Below are 22678 nucleotides of genomic sequence, written 5' to 3' on the forward strand. Positions count from 1 at the left end.
ACCGCTCGCAAGCCGGAGCAGATCTACACGATTCGGGTGGCGCAGCGGTGCAACTGGGCTCAGGCGATCGAGGGTGCCATCGACTCGGCCCACTCCAACTTCCTGCACAACGACCTCAACCGGCGTCTGGCCGAAGGCGGCGACTACACCGGCGGCGGCGGCCTGCTCAACTTCCAGCTGACCGACGGGGCGCCGCGCCTCGAGGTCGAGAACCTGCCCTACGGGTTCCACTACGCAGGCATCCGCGATGCGCTGGTCGACGGCGAGCACAAGAAGTACGTGCGCACGACGCAGTTCGTCGCCCCGTCCTGGGCACTGTTCTCGGCACCGGAGAACTGGGTGTTCTCGCAGGTGTTCGTGCCGGTCGACGACGAGAACACCATCTTCTACTTCATCCACGCCCGTCTCGACGACGAGAACATCGAGCCCGACTACCGCGCCAAGATTCTGGAATGGTCCGGCGTCGGCGAACTCGACGAAAACTTCCACATGGACTTCCACTCGGGGAACATGTGGCAGCAGGACCGGGACCTCATGGACCGCAAGAAGCACGGCGACAAATTCAGCTTCAGCGGCATGACCGGCAACCAGGTCGAGGACCTCGGCATCCAGGAGAGCATGGGTCCCATCGAGGACCGCAGCCGCGAACACCTGGGCACGTCGGACCTGGCCATCATTCGCATGCGCCGCCTGATCCTCGACGCCGCGCGCAAGTACGCGAAGGGCGAGACCCCGATCGGCCTGGGCCGGAACTTCTCGTACGAGGAGATCCGCGCCGCGGAGAAGATGATCGAGCCGGGAACCTCGTGGAAGGGTCAGGTGGGTTCGCGCGGAGTCGCCGAGAACACCGCCGCCAACTGAATCCGGTCGAGAGGAACAGAACATGGATGCACAGTCCGCATTCTTCAACGTCGTCGCGGCCGACGAGGCGATGCACGATCCCGGCCCGGAGTCGAACTGGAACGAATCGGCCTTCTTCCACGTCGTCGAAGAGGACGGTTCGGCCGGGGCGCTCTTCCGCATCGGCCGACGGGTCAACGAGGGATTCGCGGAGGTGACGGCGCTCCAGTTGCGCAGCACGGGTGACGCGCTGGTCGGTTTCCGGAAAGCGAAGATCACCGACAACCTCCGATGGCAGGCCGGGGACCTCGACTTCGCCCCGGAGGGGACGGGCGGGGGCTGGTCGATCTCGTTCGACGGCGAACTGAGCCACCTCGCCGACGGCACGGAGTTCGCGGATCCGGGTACGGCGTTCCGTAACTCGCCGAAGGAGAAGGTCGCGTTCGACCTGTCCTGGGCCGACCTGGCCCCGCCGTACCGCACGTCGACGGACGGCACCTATCACGGCGGCGACTCGGTCGCCAAGGATCACTATGCCGGCGTCGGGCAGGTGACCGGGACCGTCCGAATCGACGGTCAGGAGAAACGGATTCGCGGATTCGGCTTCCGTGACCACTCGTGGGGCGTGCGCAACTGGCAGTCGATCGACTGCTGGAGATGGGTGTACGGCCAGCTCGACGCCGGCAACCTGTTTTCCGTCGTCGCGATGCAGGTCGGCACCCCCGAACCCGCGGTCGCGGGCATCGTCCTGAAGGACGGTACGCCGCACGTGGTCACGGAGATGAGCGTGAAATGCCGGTACGACGGCGCCCCGGACTACTGGCTGGCCGGTGCGGACGTCACGATCCCGCTGCCGGACGGCGACGTGTTCGAGGCGACCTACCAGCCGACGTGCCGTCTCCCGCTCCGGCACACGAAGGGTGACGAGGTGCTGCGCATCGTCGAGCATCTCGCGAACGTGGAGATCAACGGCAGGTCCGGCGCCGGTTGGATCGAGGTCACGGACCGGATGGAGGACGGCCGCCCGTTCGGGCTCGTCCACGGCGACGCCTGACCCGGAACTTCCGCCCCGTCGCCGATCACCGGACCGCCCGTGCTCACGCACGGGCGGTTCCGTCATCTCTGCAGGTCGGGCAGCTCGTGGTGCGCGAGCCGCACGGCACTCAGGTGCGCGAACTTCCAATCGCGGTCGATCTTGACGTACCGTTCGTCGTACCGCGCGAGCGTGAGGCGGGCCGGACCGTCGTGGAAGTCGACGACGCCCACGAAATGCCACGTTCCGCGCGCAGTGTTCCCGGTCACCGTGATGTCGAGATTCGTCGTGTTGTGCTGCGAGAAGCGTATGGACCGCCCGAAACGCTCGAATGCCCGGCGAATCTCGTCGTGACCCCGGTATGCGCCGAGTCCGTCGGCCTCCCAGATGCCGTCGGCGGCGAAGAGCCGGACGATCGCGTCCGGATCGTGGTGATCGTCGCAGACGTTGCAGTACTCGGCCTTCAGGCGACGGATGCGCTCGATGTCCTCGAGCCTGATCAGGCGTTCTTCGATGCTCGGCACGGTGCCTCCGGCGGTGTGGAACGGGTGGTCCCGGCGAATTCCGGGCGGCATGTGGATCGACTCACCGTCCGGTGCCTGATGTGAATCAGGTAACGCGAGTGGCTTGACGGCGCTGCGTGCGGTTCCTATATTGATCCTAGCAGTCTCAATTATATTCGTGCCGACAGTCGAGGAGACTCCGGTTTCATGCTTGATACTTCCGATTTCCAACCGAGCGCGCCGGACGAGATCACGGCCGCGTGGCTCACCGGGGTCCTGCGCCTGCAGAACCCGACGCTGACGGTCGAACACCTCGAGATCACCAAGATCATCTGGGGCACAGCCACGAAGGTGCTCCTCGAGGCCACCTACTCCGGACAGCCGGAGGGCCCGCTGTCCCGCAATCTGTGCGTCAAGGGCGGCCTGGATCGCCGACTCGACGACGTCTCCGACGATGCGATCCACACGATGGAGGCCCGGTTCTACGGGGAACTGCGTCACCTGTTCGAGTCGTCGGCGCCCGAGTGCTACTACGCCGGCGTCGACCGGAACGGCGACAGGGGACTGATCGTCCTCGAAGACATCGCCACGACGGGATCGACATTCGTCGAGCCGGGCGACGTCCTGACCGTCGATCAGGTCGCGAGCGGACTGCGTCACCAGGCGAAGTGGCACGCCGCCACCTGGGGGAAGACCGCAGCCGACCTTCCGGGCGTCGGCGTCGGCAGCATCAACCGCAAGGCCGCGAAGCTCTTCTACCGGGAAAAGTACTGGAACTCGCACTTCGCGCAGGAGGGTGCACCCCAATACCCCGCGGAGCTTCAGAACCCGGAGCTGCTGTACCGGGCATTCAAGTCCGTGTGGGAATCGGACGACGTCGCCGTGCACTCCCTGCAGCACGGCGACGCACACCTCGGCAACACGTTCCTGCGTCCGGGCGGCGACCTCGGCTTCATCGACTGGCAGTGCTACTGCTTCGGACCGTGGTCCTACGACGTCGCCTACTTCCTCTCCGGTGCGTTGTCGGTCGAGGACCGCCGGGGCAACGAACGGGACCTCCTCCGGGACTACCTGGACCAGCTCGCGGCGGCAGGCGGACCGCGGATCCCGTTCGACGAGGCGTGGGCCGACTACGTCCGGCACCTCGTCCACGGACTGATGTGGACGATGACACCCAAGGTGATGCAGCCCTTCGAGCGCAGCCGGATCATGAGCGACCGCTACGTGACCGCCGTGATGGACCACGGCGCCGTCGCAGGCGCGTACGCGTGACGGTCCGCCGCCCTCTATCACGAGTAGAGCTTTCGGAAATGAACAGGAGAAACCGAAGTGCACGCTGACACTGGTCGAGAAGGTTCCGTCCTCGTCCCGGACCCCGCTCCGGCGAGTCTGTGCGCCCGCTTCCAGGACAGCGCCGCGCGCTACCGGGACCGGATCGCGTTCACGTCGTTCGACGGGTCGTTCGCCGACATCACCTGGGGTGAGTACGCCCGCAACGTCGAGGAAACCGCGGGTGCGCTCGCGGCCATGGGAGTGGGCCCGGGCGACTGCGTGGCACTGCTGTTCTCCACCCGCCCCGAGTTCCACTGGTTCGACCTCGCGGCCCTGCACCTGGGTGCCCGCACGGTCTCGGTCTACAACACAGCACCGCCGCAGTTCATCGAATACCTGCTCACCAACTCCGGCGCCCGGGTCCTGGTGACCGAGCGCGCGTACGGTGCGCAGGCGGAGCAGGCGGCCGGCCTGATCGAGCATGTCGCGGTCATCGACGAGGCCCCGGGCGGCCGGCACGCGTGGGCCGACCACGTCGCCGCGACGCCGGCAGACTTCGACTTCGAGGCGCGCTGGCGGCAGGTGTCCTCGTCCGACCTCGCGACGATGATCTACACGTCCGGGACGACCGGTGTGTCGAAGGGCGTCCAGCTCACGCACGGCAACATCCTGTGGGCGGTCGGCACCTACATGGAGCGGATGGGTCTGCCGTTCGGCTCCGCGCAGATGTCGTACCTGCCGATGGCCCACATCGCCGCGCGGAACATGGACCACTACGGGCAGATTCTGCGCGGCTTCGAGATGACGCTGCTCACCGACCATTCCGAGGTCCTCGACGGCATGCTGAAAGTCCGCCCGGGCCTGTTCTTCTCCCCACCACGCATGTGGGAGAAGCTGAGGTCACGCATCCAGGCCGAGATCGCCGCACAGGACGACCCGGCCCGCCGTGCGGAGCTCACCGCCGCCCTCGAGCGGGGTCTCGAACGCGTCCGGCGGGACGAGAAGCCGGACGAGGCGGAAATCGCCGTCATGCGCGACATCCGAGCGCTGGTCGGCCTCGACCGGATCGCGGCCGCGATCATCGGCGGCGCTCCCGTGGCGCGGGAACTGATGGAGTTCTTCCACGCGGTGGGGGTTCCGCTGGGTGAGTCGTACGGCATGTCGGAGAACGGCGGCGTGTGCACCACCAACCCGCCGGACGGCGTGCGCTTCGGAACGATCGGCGTCCCGCTCGACGGGCAGGAGGTCCGCCTCGCCGACGACGGCGAGATCCTCGTCAAGGGGCCCGGTGTCATGGTCGGCTACCGCGACATGCCGGAGGCCACCGCCGAGGCGATCGACGGCGACGGCTGGCTGCACACCGGTGACATCGCGACGCGGGACGCCGACGGCTACCTGACGATCGTCGACCGCAAGAAGGAACTCATCATCAACGCCGCAGGCAAGAACATGTCCCCGGTGCTGATCGAGGGTGAACTCCGCAAGCACGGCCGGTTGCTGTCGACCGCGGTCGCGATCGGCGAGGGCAGGCCCTACCTCGTCGCGTTGCTGACCCTGGACCCCGACGCTCTCGCCACACACTGCGCCGACAACGGCATCGAACCCGCTCCGCTGGAGGAGTTGGCCACCGACGCGCGGATCCTCGCCGTCGTCGAGCAGGACGTCGAGACCGCGAACCAGGGGCTCTCCCGCGTCGAGCAGATCAAGAGGTTTCACATCGTCACCGACACGTGGACACCGGGCGGAAACGAGGTCACCTCGACCCTCAAGATCCGCCGCAAGGGTGTCGCCGACCGCTACCAGGAAGAGATCCGGGCACTGTACGACCGTCGTGCCCTCGCCGGCTCCGCCGGCTGAACCGCCGAACACGACACCGACTCTCCCGAGAGTCCGACCGAATGTGGGAACCCTTCATGGACCTGATCAACTCGACGCCTGCCGACGTCCTGTCCACCCTGCTCGAGGAACGCCGTAGCTGCCGCAGCTACCGGCCGGAACCCGTCGACCGCGACGTCATCCGGTCGATCGTCGCGGACGCGGGCCACGCCCCGTCCTGGTGCAACACGCAACCGTGGAACGTGATCGTCACCGAGGGCGAGGAGACCGAACGGTTCCGCAAGGGGCTCAGCGAGCACGTCGGTGAGAAGTTCGAGGACAACCCCGATTTCGCGTTTCCGGCGGCCTACGAGGGCGAGTACCTGGCCCGCCGCCGCGAGTGCGGGTTCCAGCTCTACGAAAGCGTCGGCATCGCCAAGGGCGACCGCGACGCTTCCCGCAAGCAGATGTTCGAGAACTTCTCGCTGTTCGGGGCTCCGCACGTCGCGATCGTGACCACCGAACGCAACCTCGGCATCTACGGCGCGGTGGACTGCGGACTGTTCGTGCAGAGCTTCCTCCTCGCCGCACAGGCCCGCGGGATCGGGGCCGTCCCCCAGGCCGCCATGGCCAGCCAGGCCCCGTTCATCCGGGACTTCTTCGACATCCCGCAGGAGCGGATGATCCTGCTCGGCATCTCGTTCGGATACGCCGACACCTCCAATCCGGTCAACGACTTCCGCACCCGCCGGCAGACCGCCGACGAAATCATTTCCTGGGCAGGTGAGCAATGACCATCGACGAGGCACAGACTCGATTCGAGAGCACCGCGGGCGAAAGCGGAGACGACGTGAACGACGAAGCGCTGCGGTTGCAGGTCGTGGAGGCGGTCGACGTGTCCGACTGCGTCCGCGGATTCCGGCTCGCCGCCGAGGACGGCACCGCACTGCCGGCCTGGGAGCCGGGTTCCCACCTGGACCTGGTCCTGCCGTCGGGCCTGATCCGGCAGTACTCGCTGTGCGGCGATCCCGCCGACGGATCCGCGTACGAGATCGCGGTGCTGCGGGAACCCGAATCCCGCGGCGGCTCGATCGAACTGCACTCGTCCGTCCAGGTCGGCGACGTGCTCGTGGCACGCGATCAGCGGAACCACTTCGAGCTGCGTCCCGCGCCGTCGTACCTGTTCGTCGCCGGGGGAGTGGGCATCACGCCGATCCTCCCGATGATTCGCGCCGCAGCCGAACAGGGCGCGACCTGGCGGCTCGTGTACGGCGGACGCAGCCGTTCGTCAATGGCGTTCGTGGAGCGGGCCACGGGATTCGGTGCGGACTCGGTCGATATCGTCGCGCACGACGAGCGCGGGCTTCCGGACCTGGCAGCCGAGGTCGCGGCGACGAATCCCGACGCCCTGATCTACGCGTGCGGGCCGGAGGGTCTGCTCCGGGCGCTCGCGGACGTGTGCACGGAGGCCGGGCGCAGCTCGTCGCTGCACTTCGAACGATTCGGGGCGTCGAGCGAACCGGCCGAGGCGGGGGACAACACCTCCTTCGAGGTCGTGCTCGAGCGAACCGGCACGACCGTGCACGTCACGGAGGACGTCACCATCCTCGAAGCGGTCCGGGCTGTGCTCCCGGACGCGCCCGCGTCGTGCGAGGAGGGATTCTGCGGAACATGTGAAACGCGTGTTCTCGGTGGGGTTCCCGAGCACCGCGACTCCGTGCTGTCGGACGAGGAACGCGAGGCGAACGAGACGATGATGATCTGCGTCGGACGTTCGTGCACCCCCCGGCTGATCCTGGACCTCTAGATCCCGCACTTCCCGGCGCCGATCGGAGAACGACCGTTCTGCCTGTTCGCGCGGGGATCAGACTTCACCGACACGAAGGAGCCCTCATGGTCGAGGCCATCGTCACCTCCGCCGTCCGCACCGCAATCGGGACGGCGTTCAAGGGCAGCCTGGCGCACACGCAGCCCGACGCACTGACCGTCCCAATCATCACGGCGGCGCTGAAGGAATCGGGCGTCGCACCCGATCTGGTCGACGACGTCATCCTCGCCGAATCTCTCCACGGCGGAGGCGATATCGCACGCTTCTCCGCGATCGACGCCGGTCTGACACACGTGCCGGGCCTGGCCGTCAACCGGCACTGCGCCGGGGGGCTCAGCAGCGTACTGCTCGCCGCGGCCGGGGTGCGCGGAGGCGGCGAACGCTCGATCATCGCCGGCGGCGTCCAATCCTCCTCCACCGCACCCATTCTGCGACTCCGTGAGGACCCGGACACCGCGTGGCTGTTCCAGTCGCACCGGCCGACCCCTGACGCACCCGCCGACGACATGTCCGTCACCGTGGGCTGGAACGCGGCGCGCCTCAGCGGAATTTCCCGGGAGGACCAGGACGCGTGGGCGTTGCGCTCGCATCGACGCGCCCTGGAGGCGATCGAGAAGGGCGTGTTCGCCGACGAGATCGTCCCGCTGTCGGTGCCTGCAGCGGACGGCACGGTACGAATATTCGATACCGACGAGCACCCGCGCGCCACGACCGACGCCGCGAAACTCGCGTCGCTGCGGGTGCTGCACCCCGAGATCCCCGGTTTCAGCGTCACCGCAGGCAATGCCAGCGGGATCAACGACGCCGCGGCCGCGCTCATGATCACGTCTTCGGATGTCGTCGACGCCGACGGCCTGCCCGCCCTCGCGACGATCCGGGGCGGAGCCTCGGTCGGTGCCGACCCCGTCCGCACCGGACTCGCCGTGGTCGATGCGATCCGGAAGGCACTGTCCCGCACGGGCATGGCGGTCACCGACATCGACTTGTGGGAGATCAACGAGGCGTTCGCCTCGGTTCCGATCGCGGCCTGCCGCACGCTGAATCTCGACGAGGACCGCGTCAACCCGTTCGGCAGCGGGTGCTCCCTCGGGCACCCCGTGGCGGCGACCGGCGCGCGCATGCTGACGACCGTCGTCCACGAACTCGGGCGCCGCGGCGGTGGCACCGGCGTGGCCGCGATGTGCGCCGGCGGCGGGATGGCCTCGGCGGTGATCGTCGAAGTCGGCGCCTGAGTACATCCAATCCCGCGGGCCACCGCCCGCGACCACGCTTCCCGATCCCGAAAGCCTGCACATGAACACTTCTCGATTGGTTCCCCCGGTGTCGGACGATCCGCACGCCATGGACGAGTTACGGTGCGAGGTCCGCGACTTCGTCGCCGAGTGCCTCGCCGACGGTCGCATCCACCGGCAGGTCGACTGCTGGCTGACCGGGTGGGACGAGGACTTCACCCGGGCGCTCGCCGCCCGCGGCTGGCTCGGCATGACCGTGCCGAGCGAGTACGGCGGACACGGCCGCAGCCACCTGGAGCGATTCGTCGTCACCGAGGAACTGCTCGCGGCCGGCATGCCGGTGTCCGCCCACTGGATCGCCGATCGGCAGATCGTCCCCTCGTTGCTGAAGTACGGCACCGAGGTCCAGAAGCACAGATTCCTGCCTGCCATTGCGAGCGGCGACTGCTACTTCGGAATCGGCATGAGCGAACCGGACTCCGGCTCCGACCTCGCCAGCGTCCGCACCAAGGCCACCCGCGTCGACGGGGGATGGTCCGTCACCGGAACGAAGGTGTGGACCTCGGGCGCGCACCGCGCGCACATGTTCATCTGCCTGGCACGAACCGCCCCGGTCGATCCGTCACACCGGCACGACGGTCTCAGCCAGTTCATCGTCGACCTGCACTCGCCGGGCGTCGACGTCCGCCCGATCGTCTCGATGAACGGCGGGCACCACTTCAACGAGGTCATCCTCGACGCCGTCTTCGTCCCCGACGACATGGTGTTCGGCACCATCGGCGACGGATGGCAGCAGGTCACCTCCGAGCTCAGCTTCGAACGCAGCGGGCCGGAACGCTTCCTGTCGACGTTCCCTCTGCTCGCGGAGTCTGCCGAACAGATGCGCCGTGAGGCGTTGCCCCGGCACACCGACGTGGGCCGGTACGTGGCGCGGATCGCCGGGCTGCACCAGATGTCGACGGCGGTGGCCGGAGCGCTCGGCCGACACGAACCGGCGGATACCGCGGCAGCGGTCGTCAAGGTCCTGGGAACCTCCACCGAGGGCGACATCGCCGATTTCGCCGATCTGCTCGCCGGCGATCCGTCCGCCGAGCAGGCGGAATACGCGGCGATGCTCGAGAGCGCCGTAGTCCAACGTCCGGGATTCACGCTCCGGGGCGGCACCAACGAAGTTCTGCGCGGCGTGATCGCACGAGGATTGGGGATGCGCTGATGACCACCGCAACGACGATCGACACCGATCTCATCGACATGATGTCCGCGGTCTTCGCGCGGCACCGGCAGCAACACGAGCCGGCGATCGGCGCCGCCCGCTGGGACACCACGCTCTGGGCGCAGCTCGACGAACTCGGCCTGGTCCGCCTCACCGGCGCCGAGGCCACCGGTGGTAGCGGCGGAAGCTGGCTCGAGGCAGCCGAACTGATCCAGGCCGCGGTCTGGAACGGTGTCCGGGTACCCGTCGCCGAACACGACCTCCTCGCCGGCTGGCTCCTCGAGACTGCCGGACTGCCGGTCGATCCGGCACGGCGCACGGTGGCCGTGCCGGGCGCCTACGGTGGTGCCTCGGGGGTGCCCTGGGCGAGCGAAGCCGAGCGGATCGTCACCGTATGGCACGACGGTCACACGTACCGCGTGGCCGATCTCGCGGCGAGCGCGTTCGAGATCACCGCGGGTGTCAACCTGGCCGAGGAGCCCCGCGACACCGTGCACATCGACCTGGCGACCCTGTCCGGTGTCGCCGTCGACGATTCGGTCGTTCGGCAGTACTTCCTGCGCGGGGCGCTGATCCGGGCTCTGCAGACGTGTGCCGCACTCGACCGGATCGTCGAACTGTCGGTGGCGCACGCGGGTGAACGGTCGCAGTTCGGTCGTCCACTCGCCAAGTTCCAGGCGGTGCAGAACCTGGTGTCCGACATCGCGGCGGAGGCTGCGCTGGCCCGGGCGGCCACCGATGCCGCGCTCGCCGCGGCGGTGCGCACGCAATGGGCGGCAAAGGATCTCGAATTCCCCATCGCGGTCGCCCGGTCGTGTGCCGGGCACGCCGCGTCGGTCGTCGTGCGCAACGCCCATCAGGTGCACGGAGCGATCGGCACGACCCGCGAGCACCGGCTTCACGAGTTCACCAAGCCGGCACTGGCCTGGCGGTCGGAGTTCGGTTCCGTTCACTACTGGGACGACACGCTGACCGACGCTGCGCTCGCCGCCGGACGCGACGGCCTGTGGGGTCTCGTCACCGGCACCGCCTGAGCTCCGGCACGGGAATCCCTGTCCTCTCGAATGCGGTCCGAGGGATTTGCGACAAAGCGTCCTGAATATCGGTCCGAGTCGCTAAGGTGTGTCGCATAACACCTTCGGGCCGTGTGCCAATAGTCGCGCATCGGGCCCGAAATCCCGCACGCTCCGCGGAATTTCCTGCTCGAGAGGAACAGTAGATGACCGATATCCTGTCGTCCGAGGTCGGCACGCTCCCGTCCGGATTCGACCCCTGGGACCCGGCGCACGTCGACGATCCGATCGCCGTCTACACCATGATGCGCGAGACCGAACCGATGCACTGGAACGCCAAGCGCCGGTTGTGGTTCGCGACCCGTTTCGACGACGTCGCGCTCGTACTGCGAGACCACGAGAACTTCTCGTCCGCCCAGTACAACATCGACAAGCCGCACATGACCGAGCGGCCCGTCGACGGTGATCGGTACCAGGCGTTCAAGGGGCCGACGATGGTCACGACCGAACCGCCCGAGCAACGACGTCTGCGCAGGGGGTCGGCGCCGGCCTTCTCCACTCGCGGTCTCGACCGGCTGGCGGGCCGGATCCGCGAAATCGCCGACCGACTGCTGGATGGGGTCGAGGGTGACGAGGGCATGGACGTCATTGCGGACTTCGCCTACCCGCTGCCGGTCTATGCGATCGCCGAACTCCTCGGCGTCCCTCGTGAGGACCAGGACGAGTTCCTCGAGCTGGCATTGGCGGATCGGGGAAGTCCCGCACACGACCCTCACGCGAGCAAGGAGACCCTCGAGCGGACCGCTGCTCACGGGCGCAGGCTGCGCGAGTTCGTCGAGGACGTGATCGAGAAGAAGCGGCGGCTTCCCGGGGAGGACCTCATCAGTGCTCTGCTGACGTCGCAGCGTGAGGACGGTCTGACGCATGCCGAAATGATCGACACCATCCATTTGATGATGGAGGCGGGGCACATCACGACCGTGAATCTCATCGGTAACGGCCTCGACGTGCTGCTCGACCGTCCCGCAGACATGGAGGCGATCCGCAACGACCCGGGCCTCGCACCCTCGGCCGTGCAGGAGTGCCTCCGATTTGTGGGCCCCGTGCAGTTCACCGGTCGCACGGCGACTCGTGACACGGTAGTCGGCGGCAGCCTCGTCAAGGCGGGCGAGTCCGTCATCCCCCTCATCCCGGCGGCGAACCGTGATCCGTCGCAGTTCACCGACCCGGAGGAGTTCCGGATCGATCGCAGGCCCAACCGGCACCTGGCCCTCGGAATCGGTGTCCACGTATGCATCGGCGCGTCACTCGCGCGCGTCGAAACCGAGATCGCATACACCAGATTGCTCACGCGATACCCGCATCTCCGGCGAGCGGGTGAGACCGCGTGGAACACCAGCTTCGAACTGCGGGGCCGGACGACACTTCCGGTCGCGTTTCGCTGACTTAATTTGCGACAAGACGTCTTGTAATAATTGGGTGATCCGGATTAGAGTGAGGGACATCACGATGCGGCGGCCGGTCTCGGCGGCCCCACGGGGTTTCGGGTGAAGCGGACGAGGCCGATGTGTAGTCCTGTTTTCCACCAACCTGACGTAGCAGTCGCAGGGGAGCGAGAGATCGCCTGCCGAGAGAGGAGCCGGGTAATGGCTGAGCACTTTGCCGCTGAAATGGTCATCAACGGTAGGCGCGTGACGAGTGACTCCACCGTGGGTGTGCTCGATCCCGCGACCGAGGAAGTGTGGGCCGTCGTACCCGAGTGCTCCGATGCTCAGCTCGACGAGGCCTTCGCCGCTGCCGCGGAAGCCCAGCTCGCCTGGTCACAGGACGAGGAGGCGAGGCGGAAGGGGCTGCGTTCGGCCGCGGATGCTCTGCGCCGCAACGAGGACGAGCTGTCCGAACTCCTCACCAGGGAGCAGGGTAAGTCCCGCGCGGATTCACGGATGGAGATCCAGCTGTCGGCGATGTGGCTGGAACAGTTCGCCGACATGCCGGTCCCCGAGAGTTCGGTGCCGGACGACTGCGCGGGCTTCTCCGTCACCGCCGAGCGCCGGCCGCTGGGTGTGGTTGCGGCGATCACCCCGTGGAACTTTCCTGTGACACTTGCATGCTGGAAGCTCGGTCCCGCGCTCAGGACCGGCAACACGATGGTGCTGAAGCCGTCGCCGTACACGCCCGTCTCCACGCTGAGATTCGGTGCCCTGATCGCCGAGGTGCTCCCGCCCGGCGTCGTCAACGTGGTCTCGGGCGGTGATTCGCTCGGCGCCCGCATGACCACACATCCGATTCCCGCGAAGGTGAGCTTCACCGGTTCGGTGGCGACGGGCAAGGCGGTGGCCCGCTCGGCTGCGGACGATCTGAAGCGCATCACGCTCGAACTCGGCGGCAACGATCCGGCGATCCTGCTCGACGATGTCGACCCCGAAGCCATAGCCGAGAAGCTGTTCACGCTGAGCTTCGCCAACAACGGCCAGCTCTGCGGCTGCATCAAACGAATCTATGTGCCCGCGATGCATTTCGACCGCGTGGCAGAACTGCTGTCCGGACTCGCTCGGGACGTGCGGGTCGGGCCCGGTATGGTCGATGGTACGGATCTCGGGCCGATCAACAATCGCCCCCAGTACGAGCGGGTGCTGGAACTGCTCGAAGACGCACTGTCCCACGGGGCGAAAGCGATCGCCGGTGGCCAGCCGCCCGCCGGGCCGGGCTACTTCCTGCCGCCCACGGTGCTGATCGATGTCGCGCCGAACAGCCGGATCGTGCAGGAGGAGCAGTTCGGGCCCGTGCTTCCCCTCGTCCGCTACACCGACCTGGATGCTGTCATCGACGACGTGAACTCGTCGAAGTTCGGCCTCGGCGCATCGGTCTGGGGGCGCGACGTCGATCGTGCCCGCGCAGTCGGCCGCCGCCTCGAGTCCGGGACGGTGTTCGTCAACGCGCATTCGATCGCGGCGCCGAACATCCCTGTCGGGGGCGCCAAATGGAGTGGTCTCGGTATGGAGAACGGGCTAGAGGGTCTTCACGAGTACACACACCTGAAAGTGACATTCGAGTCGCAGGACTCCTGATCCGGCCATCCAGAGCCGCTGTTTTCTTGCCGAGAAGGGAACCTCACCAACCATGAACACCCCCGCCGACCAGAGGTCACCTGCGCAGCACACCGCAGACGGGATACCCGCTGCGAGTTGGACCCCACGTCTGATCGTTTCGCTGATCTCGTTGTGCCTGCTCCTCGAAGTCACCGCGTCGTCCAGCGCCATGACCGCGTTCGCCATCCCCGCCATTTCGCAGCACTTCCACACGGCGCAGGGCGCCTGGGCCGTGGCCGCGACGCTGCTCAGTGGTGCTGTTCTGTCCCCGCTGGTCGGCAAGCTGGCGGACATGTACGGCAAGCGCAGGCTGCTTCTGCTGGTCATGCTGGTGGCGACCGTGGGTTCCGTGATCTCCGCGCTCGCGCCGTCCTACTTTCTGTTCGTGCTGGGACGCGTTCTGCAGGGGTTGATCGGGACCACGCTCTTTCTCGTCTATTCCCTGATACGGGACGTGTTCCCGCGCAACAAGGTTGCCGTGGCGATGAGCTTGTCGATGGCCGGGTTGAGCATCTTCACCACCGCGTCGCCCTATCTGACCGCGTGGATCCTCGACCTCTGGGGCCTGCGCGCGATCTACTGGATGACCGCGTGCGCCCTTGTCGTCCTGGCCGGCTTCATCACGGCGAGTACCGCCGAGACGCGGGTGCGGGTGCGATCGAGGCTGGACTTCGTCGGGGCGTCGCTGCTCGGAATCGGGCTGGCCGGCATCCTCATCGGGGTGACGTTCGGGCCGACGTGGGGCTGGACTGCGAAGGGAACGCTCGCGGGGTTCGTCATCGGGATCGCCGCGCTCACCGCCTGGGTGGTGTCGGCGAACAAGTTCGCGGATCCACTCGTCGATCTGCGACTGTTCCGCAAGCGCGCGGTCACCTTGACCGCCGTGACCGCGAGCTGCGGGTATGCGTGCGCCCAGGCCCTCTTCGTGCTGCTGCCGATGGTGTGCATGACCCCTGCGGTGCTGGGTCTGGGATACGGTCTCGGACTCGACGGGTTCGGGTTCGCCCCGGTGCTCGCCGTCTACGGGTTCGCCAACATGGTCGGTGGCATCACCGTCGCGAAGCTGGTGAGCGGCATCCCTGCGCGCCGTCTGATGGGGGCAGGTCTGACGATCGCCGGTCTCGGTGCTCTTCTGATCACGTTGTCTCACCAGCAATTCGCCCTGCTTCTCCTGTTCAGCTTCATCGCGGGCTACGGCCAGGGCATCATTCTGGCCTCGGTGCCGAATCTGATCGTCGCCGCGGTACCCGCCGAGCAGCAAGCGTCGATCGCCGGCCTCGTGAACGTCTTCACCCTGACCGGTGCCGCCGCATTGCCCGCAGTCGCGTACGCAGTCCTGAACTCCAACGTCGCGCTGGTCGCCGACGGTGAAGTCTTCTCGACGAGTACGGGCGTGACACTGGCGTTCCTCCTGCCCACCGTGGCCGCCTTCTTCGGTGCGGCTCTCGCCGTGTTCGTGCCGTGGCGCCAGATGCAGCAATCACCGACACCGTCCGGTGTGGAGGAAGAGGGCGGAAGCGAGAGGGACCTCGTCCGCGTGCAATCCTGAAACTCGGTCGTGTGGAACGCGAAACATGCTCGGCTGAATCAACTTCACTTCGAATCCGCATTCGTCCCCGACCTGGAGCCTCTCATGACCGTAGTGCTGACGCTTGCCGACCTGCACGATCAGTACCGCCGCGATTACGACCCCTACAATCCTGTCTCCATCGCCGAGCATCTCGCGGAGATCGCCGATCGGCGCGAGAAGGTTCCGGTCAGCTACTCCGCGCGGGGCAACGGCTGCTGGGTCCTGACGAGGTATGACGACATCTCGAGCGTGCTGCGGCGCAGCAACCGCGGTTTCATCAGCTTCCCGAACGATCCGGACGGCAGCAACCCCACGGGCAAAGAGGACGGGATGATCCCGGTCGAGATCGACGGGCCGCGCCACAAGCAGTTCCGTGCCCTGCTGGACCCGTATTTCTCACCCCAGAAGGTCGCGCTGCTCGAGGACACGCTGCGGGAATCGGCCAACCGGCTCATCGATCGCTGGATCGAGGACGGGCAGTGCGACTTCGTGGAGGGTTTCGCGCTGCCGTTCCCCGGCGTCACGGTCCTGACCATCATGGGCTGGCCGTTGAAGGACCTGCACACGATGAACGACTGGGTGTCGACGTTGTTGCACGGCGTCGTCGGAGGAACCCAGGAGGAGACGGACGCCGCCCGCGGCAAGGCTCACGGTGAAATGCGGGAGTACATGCTTGCGATGATCGCCGAACGGCGTGCCGCCCCGCGCCGCGACGATGTCACGTCCGCCGCGCTCGACGCGGAGATCGACGGCAGGGCGCTCACCGACCTGGAACTGTTCGACCTGTTCCTGACCATGACGCTGGCCGGCCTCGACACGGTGCAGAGCGTGCTGGCCCAGTCGATGACCTACCTGGCGCGGCACCCCGAGCAGTGGGACGAGATGTTCGCAGGTCCCGAAAACCTGGAGCCCGCCATCGAGGAGCTGCTGCGCTGCACGGCGCCTCCCGTGCCGACCCGGACCATCGTCGAGGACTCGGTCGAGGTCGGCGGCGTCACGATCCCCAAGGGTGAGCGAGTGCATTTTCCCGTGGCTGCGGCGAACCGTGACCCGAAGTACTATCCCGACCCGGACGAGGTGCGATTCGACCGTGACGCACGCCCCCACCTCGCCTTCGGGATGGGTCCGCATCGCTGCCTCGGCCTGAACCTGGCGAGGCTCGAACTGAAGATCGCGTTCACCGAGCTGCATCGCCGGATGCCGAAGTTCGAACTGGTTCCCGGCACCGAGCCGCACGAGCACCTCGGTCTGGCGTGGGGTGTCGATAACGTGCATCTGAAGTTCCCAGCCGCAGAACGAGAAACACCGCAGCGGTGAGCGTGGTCGACGCGACCCTTCCGGGGCTCCGTTGGGGCATCAAGGCCAGTTTCCTGGATTACATCGCGCGCATGCCCGACGGCCGCGGCACCGTCAGCGACGGAGCGAGGCCGACCGAGCACAACGAGATGGTGTTCGAACCGGCACCCGAAGTGGCGGCGCCGGCGGGCGTCGATCGGTTCATGGCGTTCCGCGGCGACGTGCGCTTCGGCGGCCACTTCGGAATGCTCTTCGTCCGGATTGCCGACCCATGGGTCACGGTCCGCGGCAGGACCGCCGACTTGACGGTCCTCGACCCGCACCACCCTGAAGTTGAAGCTCGTTTACATCTCGTCACATTCACCTTGGACAGCTCTACACAGAGTGGAACCATCACGTGGACAGGTTCCGATGTACGGCTCACACCCGATGGCGCCGGGCTGTTCAACGACGTCTACCCACCCGGCGAACCCTTCGAGCCGATCACGATCGTTCTTGCTGCGAGCAGCCCGGTCGTCACGGCGTTTGCTCGGGATCTGCACGACCCACCGAACTGAGGAAGAGGACATGAAAGCATCCATCGTCGAGGAACTCGGCCGTGGGTTCACGGTGCGCGACATCGAGATTGCTGCGCCGCGGGGCCGCGAAGTACTGGTCGACGTCAAGGCGTCCGGGCTGTGCCATTCGGACCACAGCATCGCGACCATGGGTCTCGGCTACGAGTTCCCCATCGTGCTCGGACACGAATTGGCCGGGGTGGTCAGCGCGGTCGGCCCGGACGTCACCGACATCCGGGTCGGCGACCACGTGGTGGCCAGCCTTTTGCAGTTTTGTGCCAACTGTGTCAACTGCCTGTCCGGCAAGACCTATCGCTGCCTGCGTACCGACGCGACGCTGCGGGGAGCAGGCGAACCGCCGCGCCTCGGCACCGAGGCGAAACCGATCGGCCAGATGAACGGCCTCGGCGGATTCGCCCAGCAGGCGTTGGTTCACGAAAACCAGCTCGCGGTCGTGCCCGAGGAGATGCCGTTCGCCCCGGCCGCTCTGCTGGGATGCGGTGTCTTGACCGGAGCCGGTGCCGTACTCCACACCGCCGACGTACAGATCGGTGAAACGGTCGTCATCATCGGCGCCGGCGGCGTCGGCATGAACGGGGTGAGCGGTGCCAGGATCGCCGGGGCCGCCACGATCATCGTCGTCGACGTGCAGGACGCCAAGCTGGAACGTGCACGGGCGTTCGGCGCGACCCACACCGTCAACTCGTCCACGACCGATCCGGTGGCCGAAGTCCTCAAGATCACCGGGCACGGCGCCGACCACGTGTTCGACTTCGTCGGCATCAGTTCGGTCACCCGGCAGGCGCTGGAGATGCTGGCCACCGGCGGCGGTCTGTACCTCGTCGGCCTGGGCGCGAACGACGCCCGCCTGGAGATCGACAGCGTCACGATGTTGACCAGGCAGATCCACGTCCACGGTGTCTGGATGGGGTCGTCGAACCTCAAGCGAGACATTCCGCTGTACGCATCGCTCTACCTGCAGGGACGGATGAACCTCGACGACCTGGTGTCCAAGGAGATTTCACTGCACGAAATCAACGAGGGCTACGAGGCGCTCGCGGATTCGTCCTCCGCTCGCCTGGTGATCACCGACCTGTCCTGATCGGTGATGGCCGCGGAGGCGTCATGGTGAGGGTGCGCGTCGGTCGCCGTCGTCGTCGTGCGATTCCACCACCCACGCGGCGATCTGCGTGCGGGAAGTGAAGCCCAGTTTCGTCAGGATGTGCTCGACGTGGCCCTGGGCGGTGCGGGGCGAGATCACCAAACGGTTGGCGATCGCCTGGTTGGTGAGGCCCTCGGCGACGAGGTCGGCGACCTGTCGTTCGCGTTTGGTGAGTCTCACCGGCGAATCGGCGGGAGCGGGGGAGACCTGCGGTTGCTCGTCGAGGGCGTACGCGACCGCCGCGTCGAAATCCAGGTGCTGCCCGCGCCGGTAGGCCGCGGTGAATGCTCTGTCGCCGAGCGCCCGCCGTGTCTGCTGATCGCACGTGTCGTGGTAGACGAGCATGTTCGAGTACATGACGGCGACGCTGTCCACCGACCGCCCCAATTCCTCGGCAGCGCCCATCAGAACGGCCGCCCGCGTCCAGTCGCGGCGTTCGCCGGCGACCCAGGCCAGAGCCTCGAGGCAGGACGCGGTGACGCGGGGGCTGTGGACCAGCCGCGTGATCTGCAGCGCGTGCTCGAGCATCCGCACGGCACGGTCGGCATCACCGCTGCGCCAGTGGACGACCGCCATGGACCACAGCGAGTACGACCGGAACATCGATTCGCCACACGCCTCGGTGGTCGCGAGTAACCGCTCGTGGCACGCGGTGGCGCGCTCCGTCTCACCGTGCAGTCCGTATGCGAGTGCCAGCGTGTACAGCGCACTCGTCCGCAGGGTGCGGTTCGCCTGGTTGTCGAACTCCGCGAGAGCGGCCTCGAGCAGGGGGCACGCGCGGGCGAGATCACCGCGGTACAGGGCGAGGGTGCCGTCGGCGTAGGTGATGAGAGCGAGAATCAGGGGGTCGTTGGTCTGCGCGGCAGCCGCGCGTCCCTCCTCCATCGACGCGACGGCGGTCTCGAGGTCACCCTGCACTTCGGCGAGGACGATGCCGGCATACAGTGCCTTGACCCGTTCGAGGGTCGGGTGACCGTCGTGCCGGGTCAGCAGGCGGTCGAGCCAGCGCCGTCCCTCGTTGTAGAGACCCTGCGAGGCCCAGAACAGCAGGAGCGCAGCGGAAATACGCAGGCCCGTGTCGGGGCTGTCGGCCACGCTGAACTCGAGAGCTTCCCGGAGGTTCGGTTGTTCCCGCTTCAGGCGGGCGATCCAGTCGAGTTGTCGGGCGCTGATCCACTCGGCTTCGGCGGCGAGCGCCAGCGCCTCGTACCAATCCCGGTGACGGCGGCGCAACGTCACGGTCTCGCCGGTCTGCGCGAGTTTCTCGTAGCCGTACTGGCGGAGGGTCTCGAGCATCCGGAAACGCACGACAGGCCCGTGTTCCTCCCGGATCAGGATCGACTTGTCGGCCAGGGACGTCAGGATGTCGAGCAGCTCGTCCGGGCCCGGACCGGCGGCGCAGACCTGCTCGGCGGCATCGAGTTCGAAGCTGCCGGCGAACACCGCCAACCATCCCCACACCAGTTGTTCACCGGCGGTGCACAGTTCGAAACTCCAGTCCACGGATAACCGCAGGGTCTGTTGCCGCGTCGGCGCGCCGCGGCTGCCGTGGGTCAGCAGTGTGTAGCGGTCGGTCAGCCGCCCGAGGATCTGCTCGGGCGACATCGCCCGCAACCGGGCGGCGGCCAGTTCGATCGGCAGCGGTAGCCCGTCGAGGCGGTGGCAGATCCCCGCCACCGCCGCCGCGTTGTCCTCGGTGAGCGCGAACCCGGGAACCGCGGCCGCGGCGCGTTCGGCGAACAGGGTCACCGCGTCGTATTTGGGTAGACCCCGCAGGGAGGGCCGGCGGTCAGGATCCGGCACGGCCAGCGGCGGGACCCGCAGCACCGTCTCCCCGGCGATGCCGAGGGGTTCGCGGCTGGTCGCCAGGATCCGCAGCGCCGGGCACACCCGCAACAGGGCGTCGGTCAGCTCCGCCACGGCGTCCACCAGGTGCTCGCAGTTGTCGAACACCAGCAATAGTTCCCGTGCCGCCAGATGTTCCACGAGGACCTCGCGCAGCGGCCTGCCCGAATGGTCCCGCACGCCCACGGCGGCGGCCACCGCGTCCACCAGCAGCGGCTCATCGCGCAGTTCGGCCAATTCGATCAGTCGCGCACCGTCGGCGTAGTCGCGTTGCAGGGTCGCCGCGACCCGCGTCGCCAGCCGCGTCTTGCCGACACCCCCGATCCCGGTCAACGTCACGAGCCGGGACCCGGCGAGCAGGTTCTTCGCCTCGGTGAGTTCGTGCCGGCGGCCCACGAAACTCGTCAGGTCCAGGGGCAGGTTCCCGGTCACGCCCCCCGGGGTGGGTGCCGTGGAACGGTGCCGACTGCCCCGCACCGCCTGCCCGTCGGTGCCGTTCACCGGGTCCACGTGCAGTGCCATCTCGTCGACGCCGAAGTCGCGGCGACGCTGGATCTGCCGCAGTTCCTCCCCGAAGTCTGCGGCGGTGGCCGCGCGCTCGTCCTGTAGGCCCGACATCGCACGTCCGATCACCGCCGACACGTCGTCGGGGATCCCGTGCTCCCGCAGGTCGGGGACCGGTTGGGAGGTGATCCGCAGGAACTGCGCGACGACCTGTTCGCCGGTGCGGCGTTCGAACGCGGCGTGGCCGGTGAGGGCGCTGAACAGGGTGGCGCCGAGTCCGTAGACGTCGGCGGCCGGGCTCGGTGGGTCGCCTCGGAGGACCTCCGGTGCGGTGTACGCCGGTGACCCGGCGACCGTTCCGGTGGCGGTGTGGAAGCCGCCGGTGATGTGGGCGATGCCGAAGTCGGTCAGCGCGGGTTCGCCGTAATCGGTGAGCAGGATGTTCGCGGGTTTGATGTCGCGGTGCAGGATGCCGAGCCGGTGTGCCGACTCCACGGCGCCGGCGATCTTCACCCCCAGGCGCAGGGCCTCGGTCAACGGCAGCGGCCCGCGGCGGCGGATCCGGGCGTCGAGGGAATCCTGCGGGTGATAGGGCATCACGATGTAGGGGAGACCGCTGTCGGTGGCGCCGACCTGCAGAATGTTCACGATGTTGGGGTGTCCGGTCAGCCGGCCCATCGCTCGTTGTTCCCGGAAGAACCGGGCGCGGCTCTCCTGGTCGATCTCGGTGGTGAGTACCTTCACCGCCACCGTGCGATCGAGGTCCGCCTGGTTGCAGCGGTAGACGACGCCGAAGCCGCCGCGCCCGATCTCCTGGGCGTCGGCGAATCCTCTGGCGTTCAGCTCCGCGGTGACGGAGACAACCGGGTATCGCTGGGTGTCGAGCGGTTCGTTTTCGCCCATCGGAACGTCACACTCGGTTCGTCACGCGGTAGTTCTCCCGACGGCACGACCACTGGCGATACACCTTGCACACACCTCTCGACGGCGTTCATTCAGGATATCGCTGTCGGGGGTGATCGCCGGTGAACCTTCTGCATGGAAACGATCGTTTTGACCCATCGGACGTATCTCGGTAGCAACCTTGCAGGAAGATCGGTTGCGTACCATTCACAGGTGGGAATTCGTTTCCACCCCTCTGGCACCTAGAATCCGGGTATGTCCAGAGAAGATCAGATCCTCAGTGCGGCCACCCGACTGTTTTCCGGACGGAGCTTCGACGGAGTCGGCGTCGATGCCATCGCCGCGGCTGCCGGTATCACCGGTTCGGCCGTCTACCGCCACTTCTCCAGCAAGGACGAGGTGCTCGCCGCGCTCTTCGACCGCCTCCTCGATGCGTTGTTGATCCGGATCGGTGAACCGATCGACTCTCCGGAAGAGGAATTGGAACGCCTGATTGCCGCGCATGTCGAATTCTCGATCGGCAATCCGGAGCTCACCACGATCTGGAACCGTGAGCAGGCGACGCTGTCGCAAGTCTACCGTGCGAACATCATGAGGCGACAGAAGATGTACACCGACCGCTGGATTCGAGCGCTCGACGCGAACTTTCCCGGCCATGCGAGGGAAGAACTCGCCGCCGCGGTGCGTGCGGTGCACGGCCTGATCTCGTCGGATACCTCCCGCAGGGAAGGGGCCAAGCGTCCGTCGGATATCGCCGGCATGCTGCATCACATGGCTAGAGCGTCACTGACGGCGTTGGCCGGCGATCGCGCGGTCGACGCCGTGAAGGGTGCTTGAGGGGAACTCGGCGGTGGCATGCAGAGGTCCGGCCGCCGGATGCACTGAGTGCATCACTGGCGGCCGGAACCGACGGATTGCCCGCTTCCGTCAGCGGAAGTCCATCCAGTGTCCGTGCGGGGTCCAGCCCATCAGGAACGGAATCTCGATCCGCGCGACCGGCCCC

Annotated in this window: 17 protein-coding genes and 1 pseudogene; 16 read left to right on the forward strand and 2 right to left on the reverse strand. The window is 67.2% G+C overall.

Going from position 1 to position 22678, the window contains the following annotated elements; all coding sequences use genetic code 11:
- Positions 1–861, forward strand: a pseudogene (locus MLGJGCBP_RS48525) (hypothetical protein); the annotation flags it as partial.
- A 22-nt stretch (positions 862–883) separates the two neighbouring features.
- Positions 884–1894 carry a DUF7064 domain-containing protein gene (locus MLGJGCBP_RS48530; RefSeq protein WP_160094105.1) on the forward strand — a complete coding sequence of 337 codons (1011 nt, stop codon included), beginning with the start codon at positions 884–886 and terminating at the stop codon, positions 1892–1894.
- 62 nt (positions 1895–1956) lie between these two features.
- Here the strand turns inward: MLGJGCBP_RS48530 and MLGJGCBP_RS48535 are convergent, their stop codons facing one another.
- Positions 1957–2448: a nuclear transport factor 2 family protein gene (locus tag MLGJGCBP_RS48535; RefSeq protein WP_160094106.1), complete on the reverse strand. Its 492-nt coding sequence runs from the start codon at positions 2446–2448 to the stop codon at positions 1957–1959.
- 135 nt (positions 2449–2583) lie between these two features.
- Between MLGJGCBP_RS48535 and MLGJGCBP_RS48540 the strand changes: the two genes are divergently transcribed.
- The 13 genes from MLGJGCBP_RS48540 (at position 2584) to MLGJGCBP_RS48600 (ending at position 18363) form a co-directional block, all read left to right on the forward strand.
- Complete coding sequence (locus tag MLGJGCBP_RS48540) at positions 2584–3648, forward strand: phosphotransferase (RefSeq protein ID WP_160094107.1); 1065 nt, start codon at positions 2584–2586, stop codon at positions 3646–3648.
- Between the two features lie 57 nt (positions 3649–3705).
- Entirely contained in the window at positions 3706–5505 is a 1800-nt protein-coding gene (locus MLGJGCBP_RS48545; RefSeq protein ID WP_160094108.1) for an AMP-dependent synthetase/ligase, read from the forward strand.
- A gap of 56 nt (positions 5506–5561) precedes the next feature.
- Positions 5562–6257 carry a nitroreductase gene (locus MLGJGCBP_RS48550; protein WP_160094109.1) on the forward strand — a complete coding sequence of 232 codons (696 nt, stop codon included), beginning with the start codon at positions 5562–5564 and terminating at the stop codon, positions 6255–6257.
- Positions 6254–7270, forward strand: coding sequence for a PDR/VanB family oxidoreductase (locus MLGJGCBP_RS48555; protein WP_160094110.1), 1017 nt, complete (start codon positions 6254–6256; stop codon positions 7268–7270). The genes MLGJGCBP_RS48550 and MLGJGCBP_RS48555 overlap by 4 nt, the downstream gene beginning before the upstream one ends.
- Before the next feature lie 86 nt (positions 7271–7356).
- Positions 7357–8523 carry a thiolase family protein gene (locus tag MLGJGCBP_RS48560; RefSeq protein ID WP_160094111.1) on the forward strand — a complete coding sequence of 389 codons (1167 nt, stop codon included), beginning with the start codon at positions 7357–7359 and terminating at the stop codon, positions 8521–8523.
- Between the two features lie 61 nt (positions 8524–8584).
- Positions 8585–9736 carry an acyl-CoA dehydrogenase family protein gene (locus MLGJGCBP_RS48565; RefSeq protein ID WP_160094112.1) on the forward strand — a complete coding sequence of 384 codons (1152 nt, stop codon included), beginning with the start codon at positions 8585–8587 and terminating at the stop codon, positions 9734–9736.
- Positions 9736–10770: an acyl-CoA dehydrogenase family protein gene (locus tag MLGJGCBP_RS48570; protein ID WP_160094113.1), complete on the forward strand. Its 1035-nt coding sequence runs from the start codon at positions 9736–9738 to the stop codon at positions 10768–10770. The genes MLGJGCBP_RS48565 and MLGJGCBP_RS48570 overlap by 1 nt, the downstream gene beginning before the upstream one ends.
- 185 nt (positions 10771–10955) lie before the next feature.
- A complete protein-coding gene (locus MLGJGCBP_RS48575; RefSeq protein ID WP_160094114.1) occupies positions 10956–12194 on the forward strand; it encodes a cytochrome P450 in 1239 nt (412 codons plus the stop codon).
- 201 nt (positions 12195–12395) lie between these two features.
- Complete coding sequence (locus tag MLGJGCBP_RS48580) at positions 12396–13817, forward strand: aldehyde dehydrogenase family protein (RefSeq protein WP_160094115.1); 1422 nt, start codon at positions 12396–12398, stop codon at positions 13815–13817.
- Positions 13818–13869: 52 nt separating this feature from the next.
- Positions 13870–15387, forward strand: coding sequence for an MFS transporter (locus MLGJGCBP_RS48585; RefSeq protein WP_160094116.1), 1518 nt, complete (start codon positions 13870–13872; stop codon positions 15385–15387).
- Positions 15388–15471: 84 nt separating this feature from the next.
- Entirely contained in the window at positions 15472–16725 is a 1254-nt protein-coding gene (locus MLGJGCBP_RS48590; protein WP_160094117.1) for a cytochrome P450, read from the forward strand.
- Entirely contained in the window at positions 16722–17261 is a 540-nt protein-coding gene (locus tag MLGJGCBP_RS48595) for an HtaA domain-containing protein (RefSeq protein WP_160094118.1), read from the forward strand. The genes MLGJGCBP_RS48590 and MLGJGCBP_RS48595 overlap by 4 nt, the downstream gene beginning before the upstream one ends.
- Positions 17262–17271: 10 nt before the next feature.
- On the forward strand, positions 17272–18363 hold the full coding sequence (locus MLGJGCBP_RS48600; protein WP_160094119.1) for a zinc-binding dehydrogenase: 1092 nt from the start codon (positions 17272–17274) through the stop codon (positions 18361–18363).
- 21 nt (positions 18364–18384) lie between these two features.
- On the opposite strand, the gene MLGJGCBP_RS48605 is transcribed toward MLGJGCBP_RS48600, so the two are convergent.
- Positions 18385–21675: a protein kinase domain-containing protein gene (locus MLGJGCBP_RS48605; protein WP_160094120.1), complete on the reverse strand. Its 3291-nt coding sequence runs from the start codon at positions 21673–21675 to the stop codon at positions 18385–18387.
- A 255-nt stretch (positions 21676–21930) separates the two neighbouring features.
- On the opposite strand from MLGJGCBP_RS48605, the gene MLGJGCBP_RS48610 reads away from it, so the two are divergent.
- Entirely contained in the window at positions 21931–22512 is a 582-nt protein-coding gene (locus MLGJGCBP_RS48610) for a TetR/AcrR family transcriptional regulator (protein ID WP_160094121.1), read from the forward strand.
- Positions 22513–22678: the final 166 nt, after the last annotated feature.

Source organism: Rhodococcus sp. T7, from assembly GCF_009872365.1.
Taxonomy (GTDB): domain Bacteria; phylum Actinomycetota; class Actinomycetes; order Mycobacteriales; family Mycobacteriaceae; genus Rhodococcus_F.